Here is a 17,831-nt window from a genome sequence, read left to right on the forward strand (position 1 = left end):
CGCTGCTCCCTTAGCGGATGATCACGAACTTGCCGCGCTGCACCTGGTCCTTTCCAGCCGTGCCGGTCGCAGTGAGCACATAGATGTAGAGACCTGACGTCATGTCAGTGCCTTCGCGCGTGCGAAGGTTGAACGGCAGGTCACCGGAGGTCGAGTTATTGCCCGCGTAGGTCAGGTCGCTCTTCGTCCACGTCAGCTCCTGGAGGAACTGGCCGGACACGGAGTACACCCGCAGCACGCCCTGTTCAGGCACGTTAGTGAAGTAGATGCGCGGAACCGCGAGTCGCGCACCGTCCACACCATCGTTGTCGGAGCGCACCAGGTACGGGTTCGGCACCACCGAGACCTTGGCCAGATCGGCCTTGGTGATTTCGGCCTTGATGCTGAACGGCGTGGCAACGAGCTGGATGCTGGAGCGCGGATCGAACGTGCGGGTGAGCTCGAACATCTGCTTCCACGTCGGTTCGACGGGCAGATAACCACCCGCCGTGGTGGCACCACGCGTATTGATCGCGAGCGGGTTGCAGCTGTTCTGGTCGACAGAGGCGGCCGGACGAACGCCCGTGCCGTTCACACCACCGGTACACGCCACCAGGAACTTGTTCAAACCGATCGAGTCAGCCAGCACTGGAATGGTGCGGAAGCCGTTCGTGCCATCAGCCTGCACCACCACAACGCGCGTAGTGCCCTGCAACACCGTGCTGTCCTTCTCGACTTTCTGCAGCACGATCAGCGTGTCACCCGGCATCCAGAGCGAATCGGGGACTGACACGCGCACCGTGTCGTTGCCCGATCCAAGGAGACGCGTGTTGCCGACGCCACCCTGCGCAAACGTTTGGCGGGCGAGCATGGCGAACTTGACCTGCTCTTCACGACCACCGACGGGGTCGGTGAACTTCATCGTGAACGGCACGCGGACGCGAACCAGCGGCCGAGCCGTCGTCGCACCGACGAGCGCAGCAACCGCGGCCGACGTCTCGGTGGTCGTCGTGGCCTTCGAGGCGACATCGACCAGCGCCGCCGTGACCGCCGACTGCAGATTGGCGACCGGGTCGAGCGAGAACGCCTTCGCGCCCCACGGATCGGTGAGCCACGTGAGCTCGTAGCGTCCGCCCTTGATCCGCTTGTTGCCGACCAAGGCGCCCGTGGTCGCCGTCGTGAAGTTACCCTGCACCTGCGGTACGAACTGACGGGCGTTGCCGGAGAGCGAATCGCCGTCCTTGCGGATTACGAAGTTGCGATCACGCGAGGCGTTGCCGGACAGGCGCTCGGTACGGAAGCCGTTGGCCGTGTTCGACGAGTCGTCCGGCTGGGCCGTGAAGCCCGGGTACAGCGGCGAGCCAACCTGGTCACGGACCTGGTTGCCACCGTTGGTGCCGTACGGATCGTTGATCGCGAAGATCGGCTTGTTGTCACCCGTCACCCAGACGTAGCCGGGGTAGCCGGCGGGCGAGGAGATCGTGTCGAGGAAGACGCGCGATGCGCCGGTGAATCCGCGGGCGGTGCCGCCGAGCAGCGCGGTGCCCAAACGAACCGGGATGTCACCACTCGTCGTGAACGACTGTTCCTTCGCCACGAAATTCGTGGTGGCAGGAGCGGTGGGCGACGTGGTCGCACTCGGCAGAACCCAACGGGCACTGATGGTCGAAGAGACCGCCCGCGTGACCGTGTCCTGCACCTTTCGGATGATGAACTGATTGCCGAACACCAGGCGCGACGTACCGGTCACGCTGTTCGAAACGGCCTGCACGAGCACCGGCTGCGTGGAGTTACCCACGACCGTGGACGTATCGACGCGAGCGAACTGGCGGCCGGCGGCGTTCGTGATCGGTGCGTACACCGTGAGCGAGGCCGGACCCGACGTGGCGAACGCCGAGTTGATCGTGTCACGCGGGAAGCCGAAGGCATCCTGCGCATTCGTGATGTACAGGCCACGACCCGGGAGCGAGTCGATGACCCGGAAGTAGTCGTCGGAGAAGCCGCGAGTACGGGTCACGAAGACATAGTTGTACGTACGGCCGGCCTGCAGATTTTCGGCATAGTTCGCCGTCTGCGGCACGCCCTTCACGTAGTTCACGGTCGCGACCGGACGCCAGTTGAAGGCCTGAAGGCCGGCATCGATGGTGCGCGTAGGCGCCGACGTACAGGTCGCCGCGTTACCCGTGGTGTTCGTAAAGGTCGTTCCACCATCACACGACTTGAACAGGTAGACCGACGCGAGGTTGTCATTCGCGCGGGCCCTGAGCGAGTCGAGCAGCGTGGGGTTCAGTCGCAGGATGCGTCGGGTCGCGACGTCGCCGGCGGCCGAGTCGGCGCGCAGCTTGTTCACCAAGCCGAGCATGTACGGGTCAGCCGGATTGATATTCGGATAGCGGATGACGATCTGCGAACCGATGGAGGTCGCCGCGCCCGCCGTGAGCGAGTCGAGCAGCTCAGCCGAGTTGATCGTGTACGAGAGACCCGCCTTCACTTCCGGATACGCGATGGGCTGCGGGCCGGCGTAGTTGGTGAGGTACGCTTCGGTCAGGCCTTCGATCGCCTTCCGCGTCGTGGTGGAGTCGGCGTTCCAGGAGAACGCCCACAGGAACTGCGTGGTGTCGCCCGACTTCAGCTTGAACGGACCGGCCGTAATCGTGCCGAGGATGTTGCCATACTCGTTGCGATAGCCGCCGACGATGGTGTCGGAGTACACGACGTGGCAACCGAGCGAACCGCAGCCCGGCACCGAAATCGTGTCCTGCACGCCGTCGTTGTTGTAGTCCCACTTGCCGTACGGCTGGCCGTTGATCGGGTTGATCGTCCCGCCCGGCACGAACTTCGGAAACTTCACACCCGCCGGCGTGGACGGCAGTGAGCCACTCCACTCTTCCGGCGTGACCATGCCGGTGAAGTTGTTGATCGTGAAGTCCGACGGGTTACGCCCGTCGAGAAAGTCGTCTTCCTTTGATGCCACGTAGCCGAAACCAGCGCGCGTGGAGCGCGTCATGGCCTGACTCGCGCGACCGACCGAGCCGGCGTGCGAGTGGTTGAACGTGATCGTGTCGTCGGCGAACGGGCTGCTCGGGTTGTAGTACGGGTCAGCCGGATTGCGCGTGAAACGCTTGTTGCGCACATCGCCCAACGGCGACTTGAGCCACGTCATCGTCCAGACGCCAGCCGTGAAGGCGTCGGTGCTCTGACAGCCGCCCAGCGTGGAGTTGAGGTAGCGCTTGGGGTACGACGTGCTGCAGTTACCGCTCGTGTTGCCCTTCGTGGCCAGCACCGTGTTGGTGTTGTAGTCGAAGTACATCGACGCATACTGACCACCGACCGCGAACAGGAAGCCCGGCGTCGTGCCGAAGTACAGCGAGTCATAGTCGACACCCGTACCGTACACGGCGGCCGACTTGTTGACCATCTGCACCTGGTAGTACTGCGTGTTGCGCGTGGCCGGCGAGGCGAACTGATAGCTGTCTACGCGCAGCTCGAGACCGAGCGGGTAGCCACCATCAAGCGGCGTGCCTGAACCACCCGGCACGATGCCGCCGTAGCGGAGCTTCTGCTCGCGCGAGTAATCGGAGATGAAGCCGTACACGCTCTGCGTGCCGAGGAACTGCGTGGCATCGAGGCGCTCGCGACCGATGCGCCAGTCGTCCCACCGGAACGTGCTCTTGTTCGCGTTGAACGTGTTGAGCCACACCGAGTCCTGCACGACCAACTTGCCCTTGAAGCCTTCAGAGCCCCACGTATCAGGGCAGTCCTTCTGCGCCAGGAGCGAGAAACCCGTCGTGGAGTACACGTTGGCGTCGGAGCGGCAGGACGATCCGTCCTGCGCCGTGACGCCGGCAAAGCTCTTGCCGAACTGTGCGTCGGCGGCACCCCACTTTCTGCTTGAGGAAACGAGCGTTTCCCAGGTGATTGTCGTGTAGCCCAACGACCCGGTCATGTTGTTGATCTGCGGGGCGACGGTGCGGAGCTTCCGGAACTCCGTGGGCGGTGCTGCCACCACGAATCCCATCTGGAAGAACACACTGAAGCCGCCAAGCGTCGGACTCACGGCGCGCCCGGTTTGCACGACTTCGCCCTGATTCTGCGAAACGGGTCCACCTTGATTGGCGACCGCCACGCGCCACGTGCCATTCATGCGCAGCGTACCGAACGCGACATCTTCGGCCGCGAAGAGGTCGAAACCCCTCGTGGCAGGAATAGGGATCTGACGGATCGTACCGTCGGGCAACATCTCTTCGAGATAGTTGACCTTGGGCTGCGAGACGCGTTGCGCCTCCGCCACGCCGGACACGATGGTCGACAAACCGGCCAGCACCGCAAGGGTACCCAGGGCGCGCGAGACTCCGCGCACCCCGAGGCCCTGGGGCTGTCGGTGGGAATTATTGGTAGTGAAACCCATGAGGTTTACGCCGTCCATGCTCAGAAGTTGACCGACAGGCCGGTGGAGATGCTGCGACGCGCCCCGATGAACTCGGGCTGGTCGAATGCGGTCGAGGTGTTGTCGCCGGCGTTGCCGATACGACGGTTCGCGAAGTCACGCAGACCGGCGTCGCAGGTGCCCGTGTTGTTGAAGACCTGCACGCAGTTCTTGCGATCGAACAAGTTGTTCACGCGCACGAAGCCCGAGTAACGCAGGTTGCCGATGCGGAACGCCTTGTCGAGCAACAGCGCCACGTCCTGCGTGGACGGCTGACGCGCCGAGTTCACTTCGCCCTGATTGTTCGTGCCGATCGTGCCGGCTGCACTGCCTCGGAGCGGCGTGTACGGGATGCCCGAGCGCAGGCTGTAGGTGACGGAGCCGCTGAAGTTCTTGAGCAGCTTGCCGGCGTTGAACGGCAGGTTCGGCGCATCATTGCCCACGCGATACTGCAGCGAGGCATTGAAATTCTGCGGCTGATCGATGTCCGTGAGCGTTTCGACATTCTGCGCACGCAGCGCTTCGTCGGTACGCGACACTTCGTTGGCACGATCGGGCGGACGCGCGTTGGTCGTGGAGCGCGAGAGGCCGTAGTTGATGTCGTAGCCCCAGCGATCGGCCAGCCGCCGCGTGAAGCGGATGTCGACGCCGCGCGATGAGAGGAAGTCGCCGTTCACGATGATGTTGTACGTCGGGAACGCGCCGGCATACGTACTGCCGATGTCCTGATTGGCGCGGCTGCTGCGGATACCGGTGAGGCCGGTTTCCGAGCGGCTGAACACCGCCACCTGCACGGAGTAACCCTTGCCGATTTCGCCGGAGTAGCCGACTTCGAACTGCTTGGCCTGCTCGAGGCGAAGGCTCGGGTTACCGACGAACGACGGATTGTCGGGCTGCAGGTTCGGCGTGCATTCAGACGTGCCCGGCTTCACCTGATTGGCGGCGCAATAGTTGTCGCCCGCACCAGCCGTCGTGCCGATACCGGTGTTGCGGTACGTGTTGCCATACAACGGGACCATGGTGTAGCGGCCACCATTGAAGAACACCTGCGACTTCTCGGTGAGCGGAAACGATACGCCAACGCGCGGGCTGAACGCCGTGCGGGCGGGCGACTCGCGGAAGTCGTCGAGCTGGGCAATCGCCGTGGCCGTGTCGAGCAGGCGGGCGCGCTGCGTCTTGGGATCGATCGGTGAGGCCGCACAACCGGCGAGACCGTAGGGCTGACCGGCGGAGTTCAACATCTGCTTGCCAGCAACCGAGGCGCCGTTACACACCTCACGCGCCGTGGTGCCGTTCGACGGATCGAACGGATTGGCCAGCGCCTGACCGCGGGCGCGGTTGTAATCGAAGCGACCACCAAGCTTGATCGTGATGAAATCGTACTCGATCACGCTCTGGATGTATGCCGCCGCTTCGATCGGCTTGCCGCGATACACCTGGTACACGTTGTTCTTGAGACCCGACGTCGTGCTGGCGTCCTGCTGAACATCGCTGTACGCGAAGTCATGATTCACGAACTGGGCGCCGATCTGGATGTTGTTGTGATCGGTGACCTGAGACTGCAGGTCAGCCTTGATCGTACGCGTGGTGTACTTCTCACCGCCGTAGATGCCCGACGCGATGCCCGAGTACGGCACGCGGTCGCAACCGGTGAACGTACCGCAGATCGACAGGAACGACTGGTCGAAGTTGCCGTAGGCGAACGGACCCGGGATACACGTGCCGAGGAAGATGGCGCAGGTGGTGCGCTCGAAATCCGTCTGCGCAACTCGCACCGTGAGGTTGGAGCGGCCGAAGCGCTGTTCGAGCGAGCCAATGAGCAGCTTGCCCTGGTCGCGCACCGACGGCTGGATCAGGTCGCGCGACGCGCGATTGTCGCCGCCCGTGAGGGCGAAAAGCGAGTCGGTGCGGTTGTTCACGAGAGACAGCGGGTCGCCACGGTAGGCGAAGAAGTAACGGCGATCGTAGCCACGCGACTGTCGCTCGGAGCCGACGGCGGTGAATTTGATGGTCGTATTGTCGAACGGCAGGAACGTGAGCTTGCCGACGACCGAGGAGTTCTGGCGCCCACCGAACGCCTGATAGCCCGGTATGAGGTCCTTGGTGGAAACACCAAGGATATCGCCCAGAACGAGCGGCGCGTTGGCCGTGTACACGTCCTTGTCGAACTCCAATACACTCTGGGCCTGGCTTTCCACCTGGCCCGATACCGAGTAGCGCAGCTTGCTCTTCGTGCCCGGGACCGGACCCGAGAGATATCCGCGAAGCAGGTTCTGTGCGCGCAGCTTATCGTAGTCGGTGCCGAAGATGCTGCCGGGGAGCGTCGAGTTCTGAAAGTCGATCGCGCCGGACACTTCGGAGCCGCCTTCGCGCACCGCCTGGTTGATGATGCCGGCCAGCGCGTTGCCGTACTGGGGTTCCATGCCGCCGCGCTGGAAGTCGACCTGCTGCACGGCCAACGCACTCATACTGAGCGCGTCGTTACCGAAGAGCGGGTTGTTGATGGGGATACCGTCGATCATCGACAGCGTCGCGCCACCGCGGCTACCACGCACGCGCAGCGCCGGCGTGGTGCTGCGCTGTTCTTCCGCGAGCGACACGACCGAGGTGTTCTGCGGGACTTCCGTGAAGCCCTGCTGCAGCGCCAGCACACCGGCGATACTGGTCACCGGGAGTGACGTTATCTGATCCGCTGAGATCGTCGTGCGGGAACCGACCTGGCCGCGCTCGACGAGCGGGGCGACGTCGGCCTGCACCGTCACAGCCGCCAGCGTCTGATTCGATGCCCGCAGCTTGAAGTTCTGCTCGCGTGAAATGTCGATCGCGATGCTGACGTTCGTGGCGGTCACGCTCTGGAAGCCGAGGCGACGGGCCTGAACCGAGTAGGATCCGGGAGGAACCTGAATGATGAAATAGCGGCCGCTGGCGTTCGTACTTGAACCCAGCGTCGTCCCTTGAATGACCACCGCAACGCCCTCGACGGGCTTGCCTGTTTCCGCGTCGGTCACAACACCGGTCAACTTACCGGTCTGTGCCTGGGCGGCGGTGATCGGCGCGGCAAGTGCCACCGCGCCTAGGACCGTCGCGATAAACCACATACGACGTCCGAAAGCCCTCATCTGCTCCTCCGGGAGGCTAGTACTGCGAGACAACGTTTCGACCGGTGGGACCGCGCCGAGAACGTCTGCAACGTCATGAAGTGACCCGGGCAACCTTGGGGACGGCTGGGGGTACCGACATGACACTGGAAAACGCCGGCGCAGGGGCGCGTCGGCGGGAAAACACGTGGGCAGGGTACAACAGTGGTGGCACAGCACAGACTTCTGCTCATCACTGAGGGGATGACTGTGACGTAACCGTGGCGGCAAGCTAGCGGTCTGCACGGGACTGTCAATCACCATCGAGTGGAACAGTGACCGCCGCGAAGCCGCCACCACGCCTTTGGACGACGCCATCCGTCCCCGAGGTCGGCACCACTGTTCGGACACCCGCCGTTGTGCTGAAGAACAGCGCTGGGATGCGCCACGTCACCACGGCAATTTGCCCCGTTTCGCTGGGACAGAACTGGGGCGAGACGTGCGCTGGCGAACCCTAAGCGCAAATCCCACGGTCCGCACCGGCCGGTCTCGTAGCGAAGAAGACGGCCCCATCGTGCGGAACTATTCCCGACAACGCAACGAGGCCGCCTGAAATCAGGCGGCCTCGTGCATTGGAAATATTTTGGGACGAACAGCGCCGGTTAACGCACCCGTGACCGGTAGGTCCGTGACAGGCGCAGCGTCGAGCCGTTGCCAAGCATGAGGAGACCATCGCCGCCGGGCAACGGCGACATTTCGCGGACGCGATCCATGTTGACGACGATGCGTCGGTGGATGCGCACGAACTGCCGCGGATCGAGCGCCGACTCGATGGCCGTGATGGTGCCGCGCGTGCGGTACTTCTCACCGGCCGCGTGAACGAGGATGTAGTTGCCGTCGGCCTCGAACCAATCGACATCGGACAGCGGGACAAATCGCGTGCGTCGCCCCTCACGTACCAGCACACGGAGCGGGCGGGCATCGCCGTGGCCCGACGACGCGCGCCCGCCGTCGTCCTGCGTGAGATCGAGCACCGGTTCTTCGGCCTCGTCGCGCGTGAAGCGGGCCAACGAATGCTCGGTGTTCCGCGCCGCCCGCCACGGTGTGGACGGGATCAACGTGCCGGTGGATTGACCGCTGGCACGTTTGCGCCGGCGCGCATCGGCGCTCTCCTCCTGCTCGATCGTTGCCGCCGGTGCGTGACCGTTGCCATTGCCGTTGCCATTGGCATGGCCGTTACTGCTGGCGCGCGTGAACAATGCTCCGAGCTCGAGATTGCCCGACGCGTTCGCCTCGCCGATCAGTCGCTGCAACTCGTCGGCGGTACGCAGTAAGGCCACCTGCAGCACCTGCTGACGCGCGCGGGTAATCGCGTCACTGAGACGATCCGCCACGACCGGCACCGGCACGAAGTCGGTCGCCTGCAACTCGAACGCGTGCACGGCGTCTTCCTCACGCGACGAGGCGAAGACGATCGCCGTCGGACGCTCGGATGGCGACAGTGACTGCACGAACGCAAAGCCGGACATGTCGGCCAGCTCCGCACTCACCAGCGCGATATCGGGAACGGGAGAGAGCGCGGCACGCGCCGACGTGGAGTCGGCGTGATACCCGAGTACCGACACATCGAGCGAGGCCGGTAGGTGGGCCAGCTGTTCGGGCAAAGTCGCCGGAACCTGGCCGAGAACTACGACACGGAGAGCCATGAGTGTTGGTGAAAACGCGAGCAGACATGCTGCGATCACGACCGCGGCGTCGCGAGCTGCCAGACGACAGTGCACACCGGGGGCGCCACAGAGCATACGGACCACGGCGTCCGGACGTTGCGTCTAAATGGCGGAAACATCAGAAATTGCCGCTTGAGGGGTCGCCACAAGCAAAACACGCGGAACATGGTCTAACCCATGTCCCGCGTGTGAGGTCCTTCTGCGTCGACGGCTTACGCCGCAGTGATCGCCGTCGCGTGCTCCGTCACGACGCGAACCTGATCGTCGATGATCTGGAGAAAGCCGCCCTCGATGCCGAAGCGCTTCTCGCCGTCAGCGGTGTCGAGCCGCAGCGTGCCCTTGCCAAGCAGCGTCATCAGCGGCGCGTGCATCGGCAGGATTCCCATCTCGCCGTCGAACGTCGGCGCGATGACGCCCCGCGCGCTGCCCTCGAAGAGCACGCGCTCGGGGGAAATCACCGACACCTTCAGTGAATCGCTCATGCTATCAGCTCTGGAACTTCTTTGCGTTGGCGACCACGTCGTCCACGCCGCCGGCCATGAAGAACGCCTGCTCCGGCAAATTGTCGAACTCGCCGGCGCAGATGCGCTCGAACGAAGAGATCGTCTCCTCGAGCTTCACGTACTTGCCGGGGATGCCTGTGAACTGCTCGGCCACGGCGAACGGCTGTGACATGAAACGCTGCAGACGGCGCGCACGACCCACGATCTTCTTGTCGTCTTCGGACAGTTCGTCCATGCCAAGAATCGCGATGATGTCCTGGAGCTCCTTGTAGCGCTGCAGGATGCGCTGCGTGGTGGTCGCCGCGTTGTAGTGGCGCTCACCGATGTACTGCGCGTCGAGGATGCGCGACGTGGAGTCGAGCGGGTCCACGGCGGGATAAATGCCGAGCTCGGTGATCTTACGATTGAGCACGACCGTCGCGTCCAAGTGCGCGAACGCCGTGGCGGGCGCGGGGTCCGTCAAGTCGTCGGCCGGCACGTAGATGGCCTGCACCGACGTGATCGAGCCGTTACGCGTGGAGGTGATGCGCTCCTGCAGTTCGCCCATTTCCGTGGCGAGCGTCGGCTGGTAACCCACGGCGCTCGGCATACGGCCCAGCAGCGCGGACACTTCCGAACCGGCCTGCGTGAAGCGGAAGATGTTGTCGACGAACACGAGCACGTCGGCGTTCTCGACGTCGCGGAAATACTCGGCGACGGTAAGACCGGCGAGCGCAACGCGGAGACGGGCTCCGGGCGGCTCGTTCATCTGTCCGTAGATCAGCGCGACCTTGTCGAGAATGCCAGCTTCCTGGAATTCGAGATACAGGTCGTTGCCTTCGCGCGTGCGCTCACCGACGCCACAGAACACGGACTTTCCACCGTGTCCCTTCGCGACGTTGTTGATGAGCTCCTGAATGATGACCGTCTTGCCGACGCCGGCGCCGCCGAAGAGTCCGATCTTTCCACCCTTCACGAACGGGGCGACGAGATCGACGACCTTGATGCCCGTTTCGAAGACTTCCGTCTTCGGGAGCAGATCGACGAAGTCGGGACGCTTACGGTGAATGGGCCAGCGCAGCGCGTCCTTCGGGATCGGTGCGCCTTCGTCCACCGGCTCACCGAGCACGTTCAGAATGCGGCCGAGCGCGGGCGCGCCGACGGGCACGGTGATCGAGCCACCGGTGTCGACCACGTCCATGCCACGCGTGACGCCGTCGGTGCTCGACATCGCGACCGCGCGAACCTGATTACGACCGATGTGCTGCTGCACTTCGGCGGTCACGGAGATCACCTGTCCATCAGGCGCCGTGCCTTCCACCCGCACCGCGTTGTACAACTCGGGCAGATGATCGTTTTCGAAGGCCACGTCGATGACGGGGCCGATAACCTGAATGATCTTGCCGACAGTGGTCGGCGCGGCAGTGGTAGCCATGAGACTCTATATGGAGATAGGGAAATCAGCCCTGCAGTGCCGATGCGCCGCCGACGATTTCGGCGATTTCCTGCGTGATCTGCGCCTGCCGCGCGGAGTTGTACGTGCGCTTGAGCAGTTGCAGCATCTCGGTCGCGTTGTCGGTGGCGTTCTTCATCGCCGTCCGACGCGCGCCCTGCTCACCCGCGGCGGTTTCGACGAGCGCCCGGTACACGGTGTTGCGCACATAGAGCGGCAACAGCGCTTCGAGGATTTCGTCGGCCGACGGAGCGAGAATGAAATCGCGCGACAACCCGGCACCCGCCGTGGTCGGTGCCACGACCGGCAACACCTGTTCGGTGGCCGGCGGCGTGGACAGCGCGGACTTGTACTTGGCATACGTCACGTGCACCGCATCGAGATCGCCCGACGCGAAGCGCGTCATGAGCGTGTCGATGAGCGACGAGGCATCGGCCGACGTCGGCTTGTCGCTGATGTCGGCGCGCTGCGACGCGAGATCGCGTCCCAGATACTTGAAGAAGCCGATACCCTTGCGACCCACCACGTGCAGCTCGACGCTGATGCCCTTCCCTTCCAGCTCCGCGAGACGCGCGCGGGCCTCACGCAACAGGTTGGTGTTGAACGCGCCGCACAGGCCGCGATTCGCCGTGAGCACGACCAGCGCCACTTTCTTGATCTGCGCCGGTCGGCGAAGCAGCGGGAAGCGCTCCGCCAATTCCGGCGTGTACACGTGCGACAGCACCTCGCCGAGCGCCAGCGCGTACGGACGCGCTGACGACACGCGATCCGCCGCGCGCTTCATCTTGGAGGTGGCGACCATTTCCATCGTGCGCGTGATCTTGCGCGTGTTCTCGACGGACTTGATGCGCCCCTTGAGTTCGCGGCCTTTGGCCATGTTACAAGCTCTTGGAGTACTGCTCGATGCCGCGCTTCAGCTCCGCTTCCATTTCCTTCGAAAGCGCCTTGCTGGTGCGGACCGTCTCAGCGACCTGCGGGAACTGCGCGCGCATGAACTCGAGGAAGCCCTTCTCCCACGCGCGCACCTTGCCGGTGTCGATGGTATCGAGCAGACCGTTGGTCACGGCGTAGATCACCATCACCTGCTCCTCGAACGGCATGGGCTGGTACTGCCCCTGCTTGAGGATTTCCACCGTACGCGCACCGCGCTCGAGCTGACGCTTGGTGGCGGGATCGAGGTCCGACGCGAAGGCGGCGAAGGCTTCGAGTTCGCGGAACTGCGCGAGGTCGAGGCGGAGACGGCCGGCCACGCTCTTCATGGCCTTCGTCTGCGCCGAGCCGCCAACGCGCGACACCGAGATACCGACGTTCACGGCCGGGCGAATGCCGGCGTTAAAGAGGTCCGTTTCCAGGAAGATCTGTCCGTCGGTGATCGAGATGACGTTGGTCGGGATGTACGCCGAGACGTCGCCGGCCTGCGTTTCGATGATCGGCAGCGCGGTGAGTGAACCACCTGGCTTGAGGATCGTCTTGCCATCGACCACGCCTTCGTCTTCGCGCAGCTTCGCCGCGCGCTCGAGCAAACGGCTGTGCAGATAGAACACGTCACCCGGATAGGCTTCACGACCCGGCGGACGGCGCAGGATGAGCGACAGCTGACGATACGCCGCGGCCTGCTTCGACAAGTCGTCATACACGCACAACGTGGGCTTGCCTTCGTTGTACATGAAGTACTCGGCCATCGCGCAGCCCGAATAGGGCGCGATGTAGAGCATCGGCGCCGGATCGGACGCGGAGGCGGCGACGATGATGGTGTACTCGAGCGCGCCGGCCTGACGGAGACGCTCGACGACCGTGGCGATCGTGGAGGCCTTCTGACCGATGGCGACGTAGACGCAGACGACGCCCTGACCCTTCTGATTGATGATCGTGTCGATGGCCACGGCGGTCTTGCCCGTGGACCGGTCGCCGATGATGAGCTCGCGCTGACCGCGGCCGATCGGGATCATGGAGTCGATGGCCTTGATGCCCGTCTGCATGGGCTCCTTGACCGGCTGCCGCACGATGATGCCGGGGGCCGGGGACTCGACTTTACGGAACGCGGTGCTGCGGATCTCGCCGAGACCGTCGATGGGACGGCCGAGGGGATCAACGACGCGACCGATCAGTTCCGGTCCCACGGGCACTTCCAGTACGCGGGCGGTGCGACGGACTTCATCACCCTCCTTGAGCTGGAGGTAATCGCCGAGGATGATCGCACCGATGTTGTCCTCTTCGAGGTTCAACGCCATGCCGGTGATGACGGCCTTCGTTTCGGAGGCGGTGAACTCGAGCATCTCGCCGGCCATGACCTTGCCCAGGCCATAGACGCGGGCAATGCCGTCCTTCACTTCGAGGATGGAACCGACTTCCTCGACATTGAGATCGGCGAGATCCGCCGCTTCAATTTCGCGGAGGAGGATGTCTTTGATTTCGCCGGGGCGCAGGGCGGTCTGAGTAGCCATGAGGCAGGGGCTTTATATGCGTGGTAACGATTCGGAGACAGCTTGTGAAAATTATCACAAGGGGTGAGTCGGTGCAACCCGGGCTTTGCGCCGCTGGTTTGGGGGGCGCCTTCGGCATTCGAAAACAACAAAAGCAACAGCTCTACCGCGAATTTTCGCGAACAACACGCGGATGGTATCGTCAGCGACGACGATCGGCCCGTCGACGCCAGGCTTTTCTGTTTTCTTGTTCAACAACAAGAAACGCAACGACTTGCAATGGCCCACGGGGCAGTCGGCACGGTCGGGACGATCCGCGCGGTGTCAGCGAAAATTCGCGGTTATGCCGTTTGTTGCGGTTGCTGTTGCGGTTCGTTGAGCTCCGCGGCTTCGACCGAACTAGCTGGCCGCCGGGTCTCCGAACGCGGCCTGGCCGAAGCGCTCCAGGAGGTCGACGGCCCGGAGGCGGGACAGACTGGAGGCGCGGGCGCCGACGAGGCGTTGGGTGGTGCTGGACAGGTGGGATGAGCTCGCGAAGCCCAGGACCTGCGCCACGTCGCGCACGTCGAAACCGGCGTTCTTGGACAGCTCGGCGGCGGCCAACACCCGCACGAGGTCGATGACGCGCTTGAGCGTGGGCGCCTGTCCCACGGCAAAGCTGCGCGAGAGGTGCTCGCGCGACACGCTCAGTTCCTTGGCCAGCTGATCGGTACGTACAGGACGGCCGGCGCGACGGACGACGCTTTGCCAGACAGCAATCTGCAGCGGGGTTTCGAGATGCAGCATGGCCGGCGGCTGGGAGAGCGCGCGCTCGAAGCGGCTGGAGAAGGCGCGACGGAGCACGAGTTCGCGGGCCACGCTGTCGTCTACCCCTTCGACGAGCACGTCGGTCACGCCGGCGTCGGCTGCCCGTGCCACCAACGGGGCATCGGCCGGCAGTAGCGTCGTGATCAGCACGAACGGGAGACTGGGAAACTCTTCGGCGCGAGCGATCAGGCGCTGCGCGTCGTCGCCGGCGCCGGCGTCGATGATCACGACATCGACGAGTTCCTTGATGAGGTACTCCTCCACGTCCACCGCGCTCTTCGCGGCGTGGACATGCGCGCGGCGTCGCGGGAAGGCGGCACGCACCAGCGCGCGCGCCCGCTCGCGTTTGAGGAGCGCCACCACGCACATCGACGGTGCCGAGTTCTCGGCGCCAGTGCGCGCGGGCATCAGCGCGGCGGCTCGGTGTGCACGCCGGCGCGCGGCGTGGGGGCCTGCGCCGGATCACCGGCCGGATCGTCACCACGCACCATGGCATGGGCGCGCATCAAGACGTCACGCGCGTTGGCGTAGGACACCAGCTTCGTGGCCTCGTCGAAGGTGGCCCACCGACAGGCCGTGATGCCTTCGGCGCGCTGCGGAGTGGTGCCAGACGCGTCGCTGCGCATGAGGTAGAAATGACAGACCTTGTGCACGAGCCGACCGCGAAACCGGAAGAACCAGTCGATCGTGTCGATCGCGCCGTCGAGCGCGACGTCATCCAACCCCGTTTCTTCGCGCACTTCACGCAACGCCGCCGCATCGGGCGGCTCATCGATCTCGAGATGTCCTTTCGGGAATCCCCAGTTCTGATAGCTGTCACGAATCAGCAGGAACATCGGTTCGCCGTCCTGCACGCGATACACGACTCCTCCAGCCGACGTCTCGAGCTTGGCACGCCCGGAGCGTTTCTGCGGATCCCGCGACGTCGTCACGGTGATGCTACCGACGGATGCCGCGCGCGGACACGACTCAGCTCGCCGTGGCCGCGACGCCGATGAGCGCCGACGTGCCTTCGAGCGTGGCGCGTCCCTCGATGAACTGCCGCACGAGCGGATCGGTACTGTGCTGGATTTCATCGACGGTACCGACGGCGCGCAGCTGGCCTTCGTACAGCATGGCGATGCGCGTGCCTACGGTGTAGGCGCTGCGCATATCGTGCGTGATGACGATGCCCGTCACCCCCAACTGTTCGCGCATGCGCACCATCAGCGCATCGATGGTGGCCGACGTGACCGGATCGAGACCGGTGGTGGGTTCGTCGTACAGGATGTACTTGGGGCGGAGCGCGATGGCGCGGGCGATACCGACGCGCTTACGCATGCCGCCGGAAAGCTCAGCCGGCATACGGCTCTTCACGTCGGGCAGGTCGACGAGCGAAAGCGCTTCGTCGACACGCGCGGTGATCTCCGACTCACTGAGTTCGCCCTGCTTGCGCAGCCCCATGGCGACATTTTCGCCGATCGTCATGGAATCGAAGAGCGCGGCGAACTGAAACACGTAGCCGATCCGTCCACGCAACGCGTAGAGGTCCTTCCGCGAGAGTTGATCGACACGGAGTCCATCGACCCAGACTTCGCCTTCGTCGGGCTCGAGAAGGCCGACAATGTGCTTGATCGCCACCGACTTGCCGGTTCCGGAATAGCCGATGATCACCATAGTCTCGCCTTCGTTGACCTGAAGGGAGAAGCCACGGAGCACCTGCTTGGGCCCGAAAGCCTTGTGGACGTTCTTGAACTCGATCATGAGATCACAAATGTACCGCCAAAGTTCGGCGAAGGTAGGCGTGAATTCGCGGACGGAACGCAGAAGGGGCGCCCGACCGTCGGACGCCCCTCGTTGTGCATACCCCGCTGCTGTCGCTTTGCTTCGTGACGCGTGCTAGGCGGCGAAGCTGGACAGGGCGCGACCCACATCGCCTTCGCGGAGACGCTTGAGGGCCCGGTCGCGCAGCTGACGGACACGCTCACGGGTGACCCCGAGCATGCTGCCGATCTCTTCGAGCGTGTGCTCACGGCCGCCTTCGAGGCCGAAGTAGAGTCGGAGCACCTTGGCATCGCGCGGCGGCAAGGTGGAAAGCGCCTGCTCGATTTCGTCGGTGAGGAAGCGGTTCATCGCTTCTTCTTCGGTGTCCGGCATTTCATCGGCGACGAACCGCTCGATGAGCGAACGATCGCCATCGGGATCCATCGGGGCATCGAGACGCACATCGCCCGTATTAAGGGCGGCGAGCGACTGCACCACGTCGACCGACAGGCCGGTGACCTGCGCGAGTTCTTCCGGCGACGGCTCACGGCGGAGCTTCTGCCGGAGGATTTCCGATGCCTTGATGATGCGCGACAGATCGGCGGTGCGATTGAGCGGCACCCGCACCGTACGGCCCTGTCGCGCAAGCGACGACAGAATGGCCTGACGAATCCACCACACGGCGTACGAGATGAACTTCACGCCCTGATCAGGATCGAACTTCCGCGCAGCCGTGAGCAGACCAACGTTGCCTTCACCGATCAAGTCGATGAGCGGCAAGCCACGATTCTGATATTTCTTGGCGACGGAGATGACGAAGCGGAGGTTGCGCTTCACGAGCTCCTGCAGCGCGTCCTGGTCGCCGGTCCGGATCTTCTTCGCGAGTTCGATCTCTTCGGCCGCTTTCAGGAGCGGATACGTGCTGACTTCGTAGAGATACTGGTCGAGGATATCGCGCTCGGGTTCACTGGGCGCGATGCCCGCGGGTGCCGCACGACGGCGCTTCCGCTTGACTTCAGTCATGGCGTTCTATGAGACCTTGGGATGAGACATCACCCCTGAAGGAGGAAACGAAATGGAAACGGCTAGCCAACAAACGGCGCCGGTGCCCCACGAGATCCCAACCTGCAGCGACTGGGCAATTACGGGGGTAGCCATGCAAGATACGCCGACGGGAGTCTTTCGCCAGTCTAATTCTGCGGAACTCTGCTTGACGCCGGACATACACCTCACTAGACTGCGCGTTCCTGATGCCCTCGCCGGCACGGTGCTGCTGGGACGGGGTACGGCACGGCGGATGTACAGGGAGCCAGTACCGGGGGCGTAGCTCAGTTGGGAGAGCGCTTGAATGGCATTCAAGAGGTCAGCGGTTCGATCCCGCTCGTCTCCACTCCGGTTGGTGAAGGTTTGCTGCACGCGTTCTGATCCGTCTGCGGGAATAGCTCAGTTGGTAGAGCACAACCTTGCCAAGGTTGGGGTCGCGGGTTCGAGTCCCGTTTCCCGCTTGTAGTACAACGGTGTCTTGGGTCGTTAGCTCAGTTGGTTAGAGCGCCACGTTGACATCGTGGAGGTCACAAGTTCGAGTCTTGTACGACCCATATGCTGGTCTGCTGGTGTTGGACAAACCTGGTGAATGCTCGTCAGTAGCGAGAGCGTGCACGATTCACTAGGTTCCGGGACTCTCTGCGAAGAGAGGCTGTGCGTTGATCGTGGT

11 protein-coding genes and 3 tRNA genes are annotated in these 17,831 nt (G+C 63.8%); 3 read left to right on the forward strand and 11 right to left on the reverse strand.

Annotated features, from left to right (window positions below; all coding sequences use genetic code 11):
* Window positions 1-10 precede the first annotated feature (10 nt).
* The 11 genes from HKW67_RS11370 to HKW67_RS11420 form a co-directional block, all read right to left on the reverse strand.
* Entirely contained in the window at window positions 11-4,339 is a 4,329-nt protein-coding gene (locus HKW67_RS11370; RefSeq protein WP_171225498.1) for a hypothetical protein, read from the reverse strand.
* 68 nt (window positions 4,340-4,407) lie between these two features.
* On the reverse strand, window positions 4,408-7,524 hold the full coding sequence (locus HKW67_RS11375) for a TonB-dependent receptor (protein WP_206044388.1): 3,117 nt from the start codon (window positions 7,522-7,524) through the stop codon (window positions 4,408-4,410).
* A gap of 620 nt (window positions 7,525-8,144) precedes the next feature.
* Window positions 8,145-9,188, reverse strand: coding sequence for a LytR/AlgR family response regulator transcription factor (locus HKW67_RS11380; protein WP_171225500.1), 1,044 nt, complete (start codon window positions 9,186-9,188; stop codon window positions 8,145-8,147).
* A gap of 233 nt (window positions 9,189-9,421) precedes the next feature.
* Window positions 9,422-9,691: an ATP synthase F1 subunit epsilon gene (atpC, locus tag HKW67_RS11385; protein ID WP_171225501.1), complete on the reverse strand. Its 270-nt coding sequence runs from the start codon at window positions 9,689-9,691 to the stop codon at window positions 9,422-9,424.
* A gap of 4 nt (window positions 9,692-9,695) precedes the next feature.
* The gene (gene atpD / locus HKW67_RS11390) at window positions 9,696-11,126 is read right to left on the reverse strand and encodes a F0F1 ATP synthase subunit beta (RefSeq protein ID WP_171225502.1); all 1,431 of its coding nucleotides are present in this window, start codon (window positions 11,124-11,126) and stop codon (window positions 9,696-9,698) included.
* Between the two features lie 25 nt (window positions 11,127-11,151).
* Window positions 11,152-12,021, reverse strand: a complete 870-nt coding sequence (gene atpG, locus HKW67_RS11395; RefSeq protein WP_171225503.1) for an ATP synthase F1 subunit gamma — start codon at window positions 12,019-12,021, stop codon at window positions 11,152-11,154.
* Window position 12,022: 1 nt separating this feature from the next.
* On the reverse strand, window positions 12,023-13,588 hold the full coding sequence (gene atpA, locus HKW67_RS11400) for a F0F1 ATP synthase subunit alpha (protein ID WP_171225504.1): 1,566 nt from the start codon (window positions 13,586-13,588) through the stop codon (window positions 12,023-12,025).
* 378 nt (window positions 13,589-13,966) lie between these two features.
* On the reverse strand, window positions 13,967-14,782 hold the full coding sequence (locus tag HKW67_RS11405; RefSeq protein ID WP_171225505.1) for a helix-turn-helix domain-containing protein: 816 nt from the start codon (window positions 14,780-14,782) through the stop codon (window positions 13,967-13,969).
* The gene (locus HKW67_RS11410; protein WP_171225506.1) at window positions 14,782-15,306 is read right to left on the reverse strand and encodes an NUDIX hydrolase; all 525 of its coding nucleotides are present in this window, start codon (window positions 15,304-15,306) and stop codon (window positions 14,782-14,784) included. The genes HKW67_RS11405 and HKW67_RS11410 overlap by 1 nt, the downstream gene beginning before the upstream one ends.
* A 37-nt stretch (window positions 15,307-15,343) precedes the next feature.
* Entirely contained in the window at window positions 15,344-16,117 is a 774-nt protein-coding gene (locus tag HKW67_RS11415) for an ABC transporter ATP-binding protein (protein ID WP_171225507.1), read from the reverse strand.
* 135 nt (window positions 16,118-16,252) lie between these two features.
* On the reverse strand, window positions 16,253-17,140 hold the full coding sequence (locus HKW67_RS11420; RefSeq protein ID WP_206044389.1) for a sigma-70 family RNA polymerase sigma factor: 888 nt from the start codon (window positions 17,138-17,140) through the stop codon (window positions 16,253-16,255).
* 294 nt (window positions 17,141-17,434) lie between these two features.
* Here HKW67_RS11420 and HKW67_RS11425 point away from each other — a divergent pair.
* The 3 genes from HKW67_RS11425 to HKW67_RS11435 all read left to right on the forward strand — a co-directional run bounded on the left by HKW67_RS11425 (window position 17,435) and on the right by HKW67_RS11435 (window position 17,715).
* A tRNA-Ala gene (locus HKW67_RS11425) sits at window positions 17,435-17,507 on the forward strand.
* Window positions 17,508-17,549: 42 nt separating this feature from the next.
* Window positions 17,550-17,622 (forward strand) — tRNA-Gly (locus tag HKW67_RS11430).
* 19 nt (window positions 17,623-17,641) lie between these two features.
* Window positions 17,642-17,715, forward strand: a tRNA-Val gene (locus HKW67_RS11435).
* The last annotated feature ends 116 nt before the right edge of the window (window positions 17,716-17,831 follow it).

The sequence above is a fragment of the Gemmatimonas groenlandica genome (assembly GCF_013004105.1).
Taxonomy (GTDB): Bacteria; Gemmatimonadota; Gemmatimonadetes; order Gemmatimonadales; family Gemmatimonadaceae; genus Gemmatimonas; species Gemmatimonas groenlandica.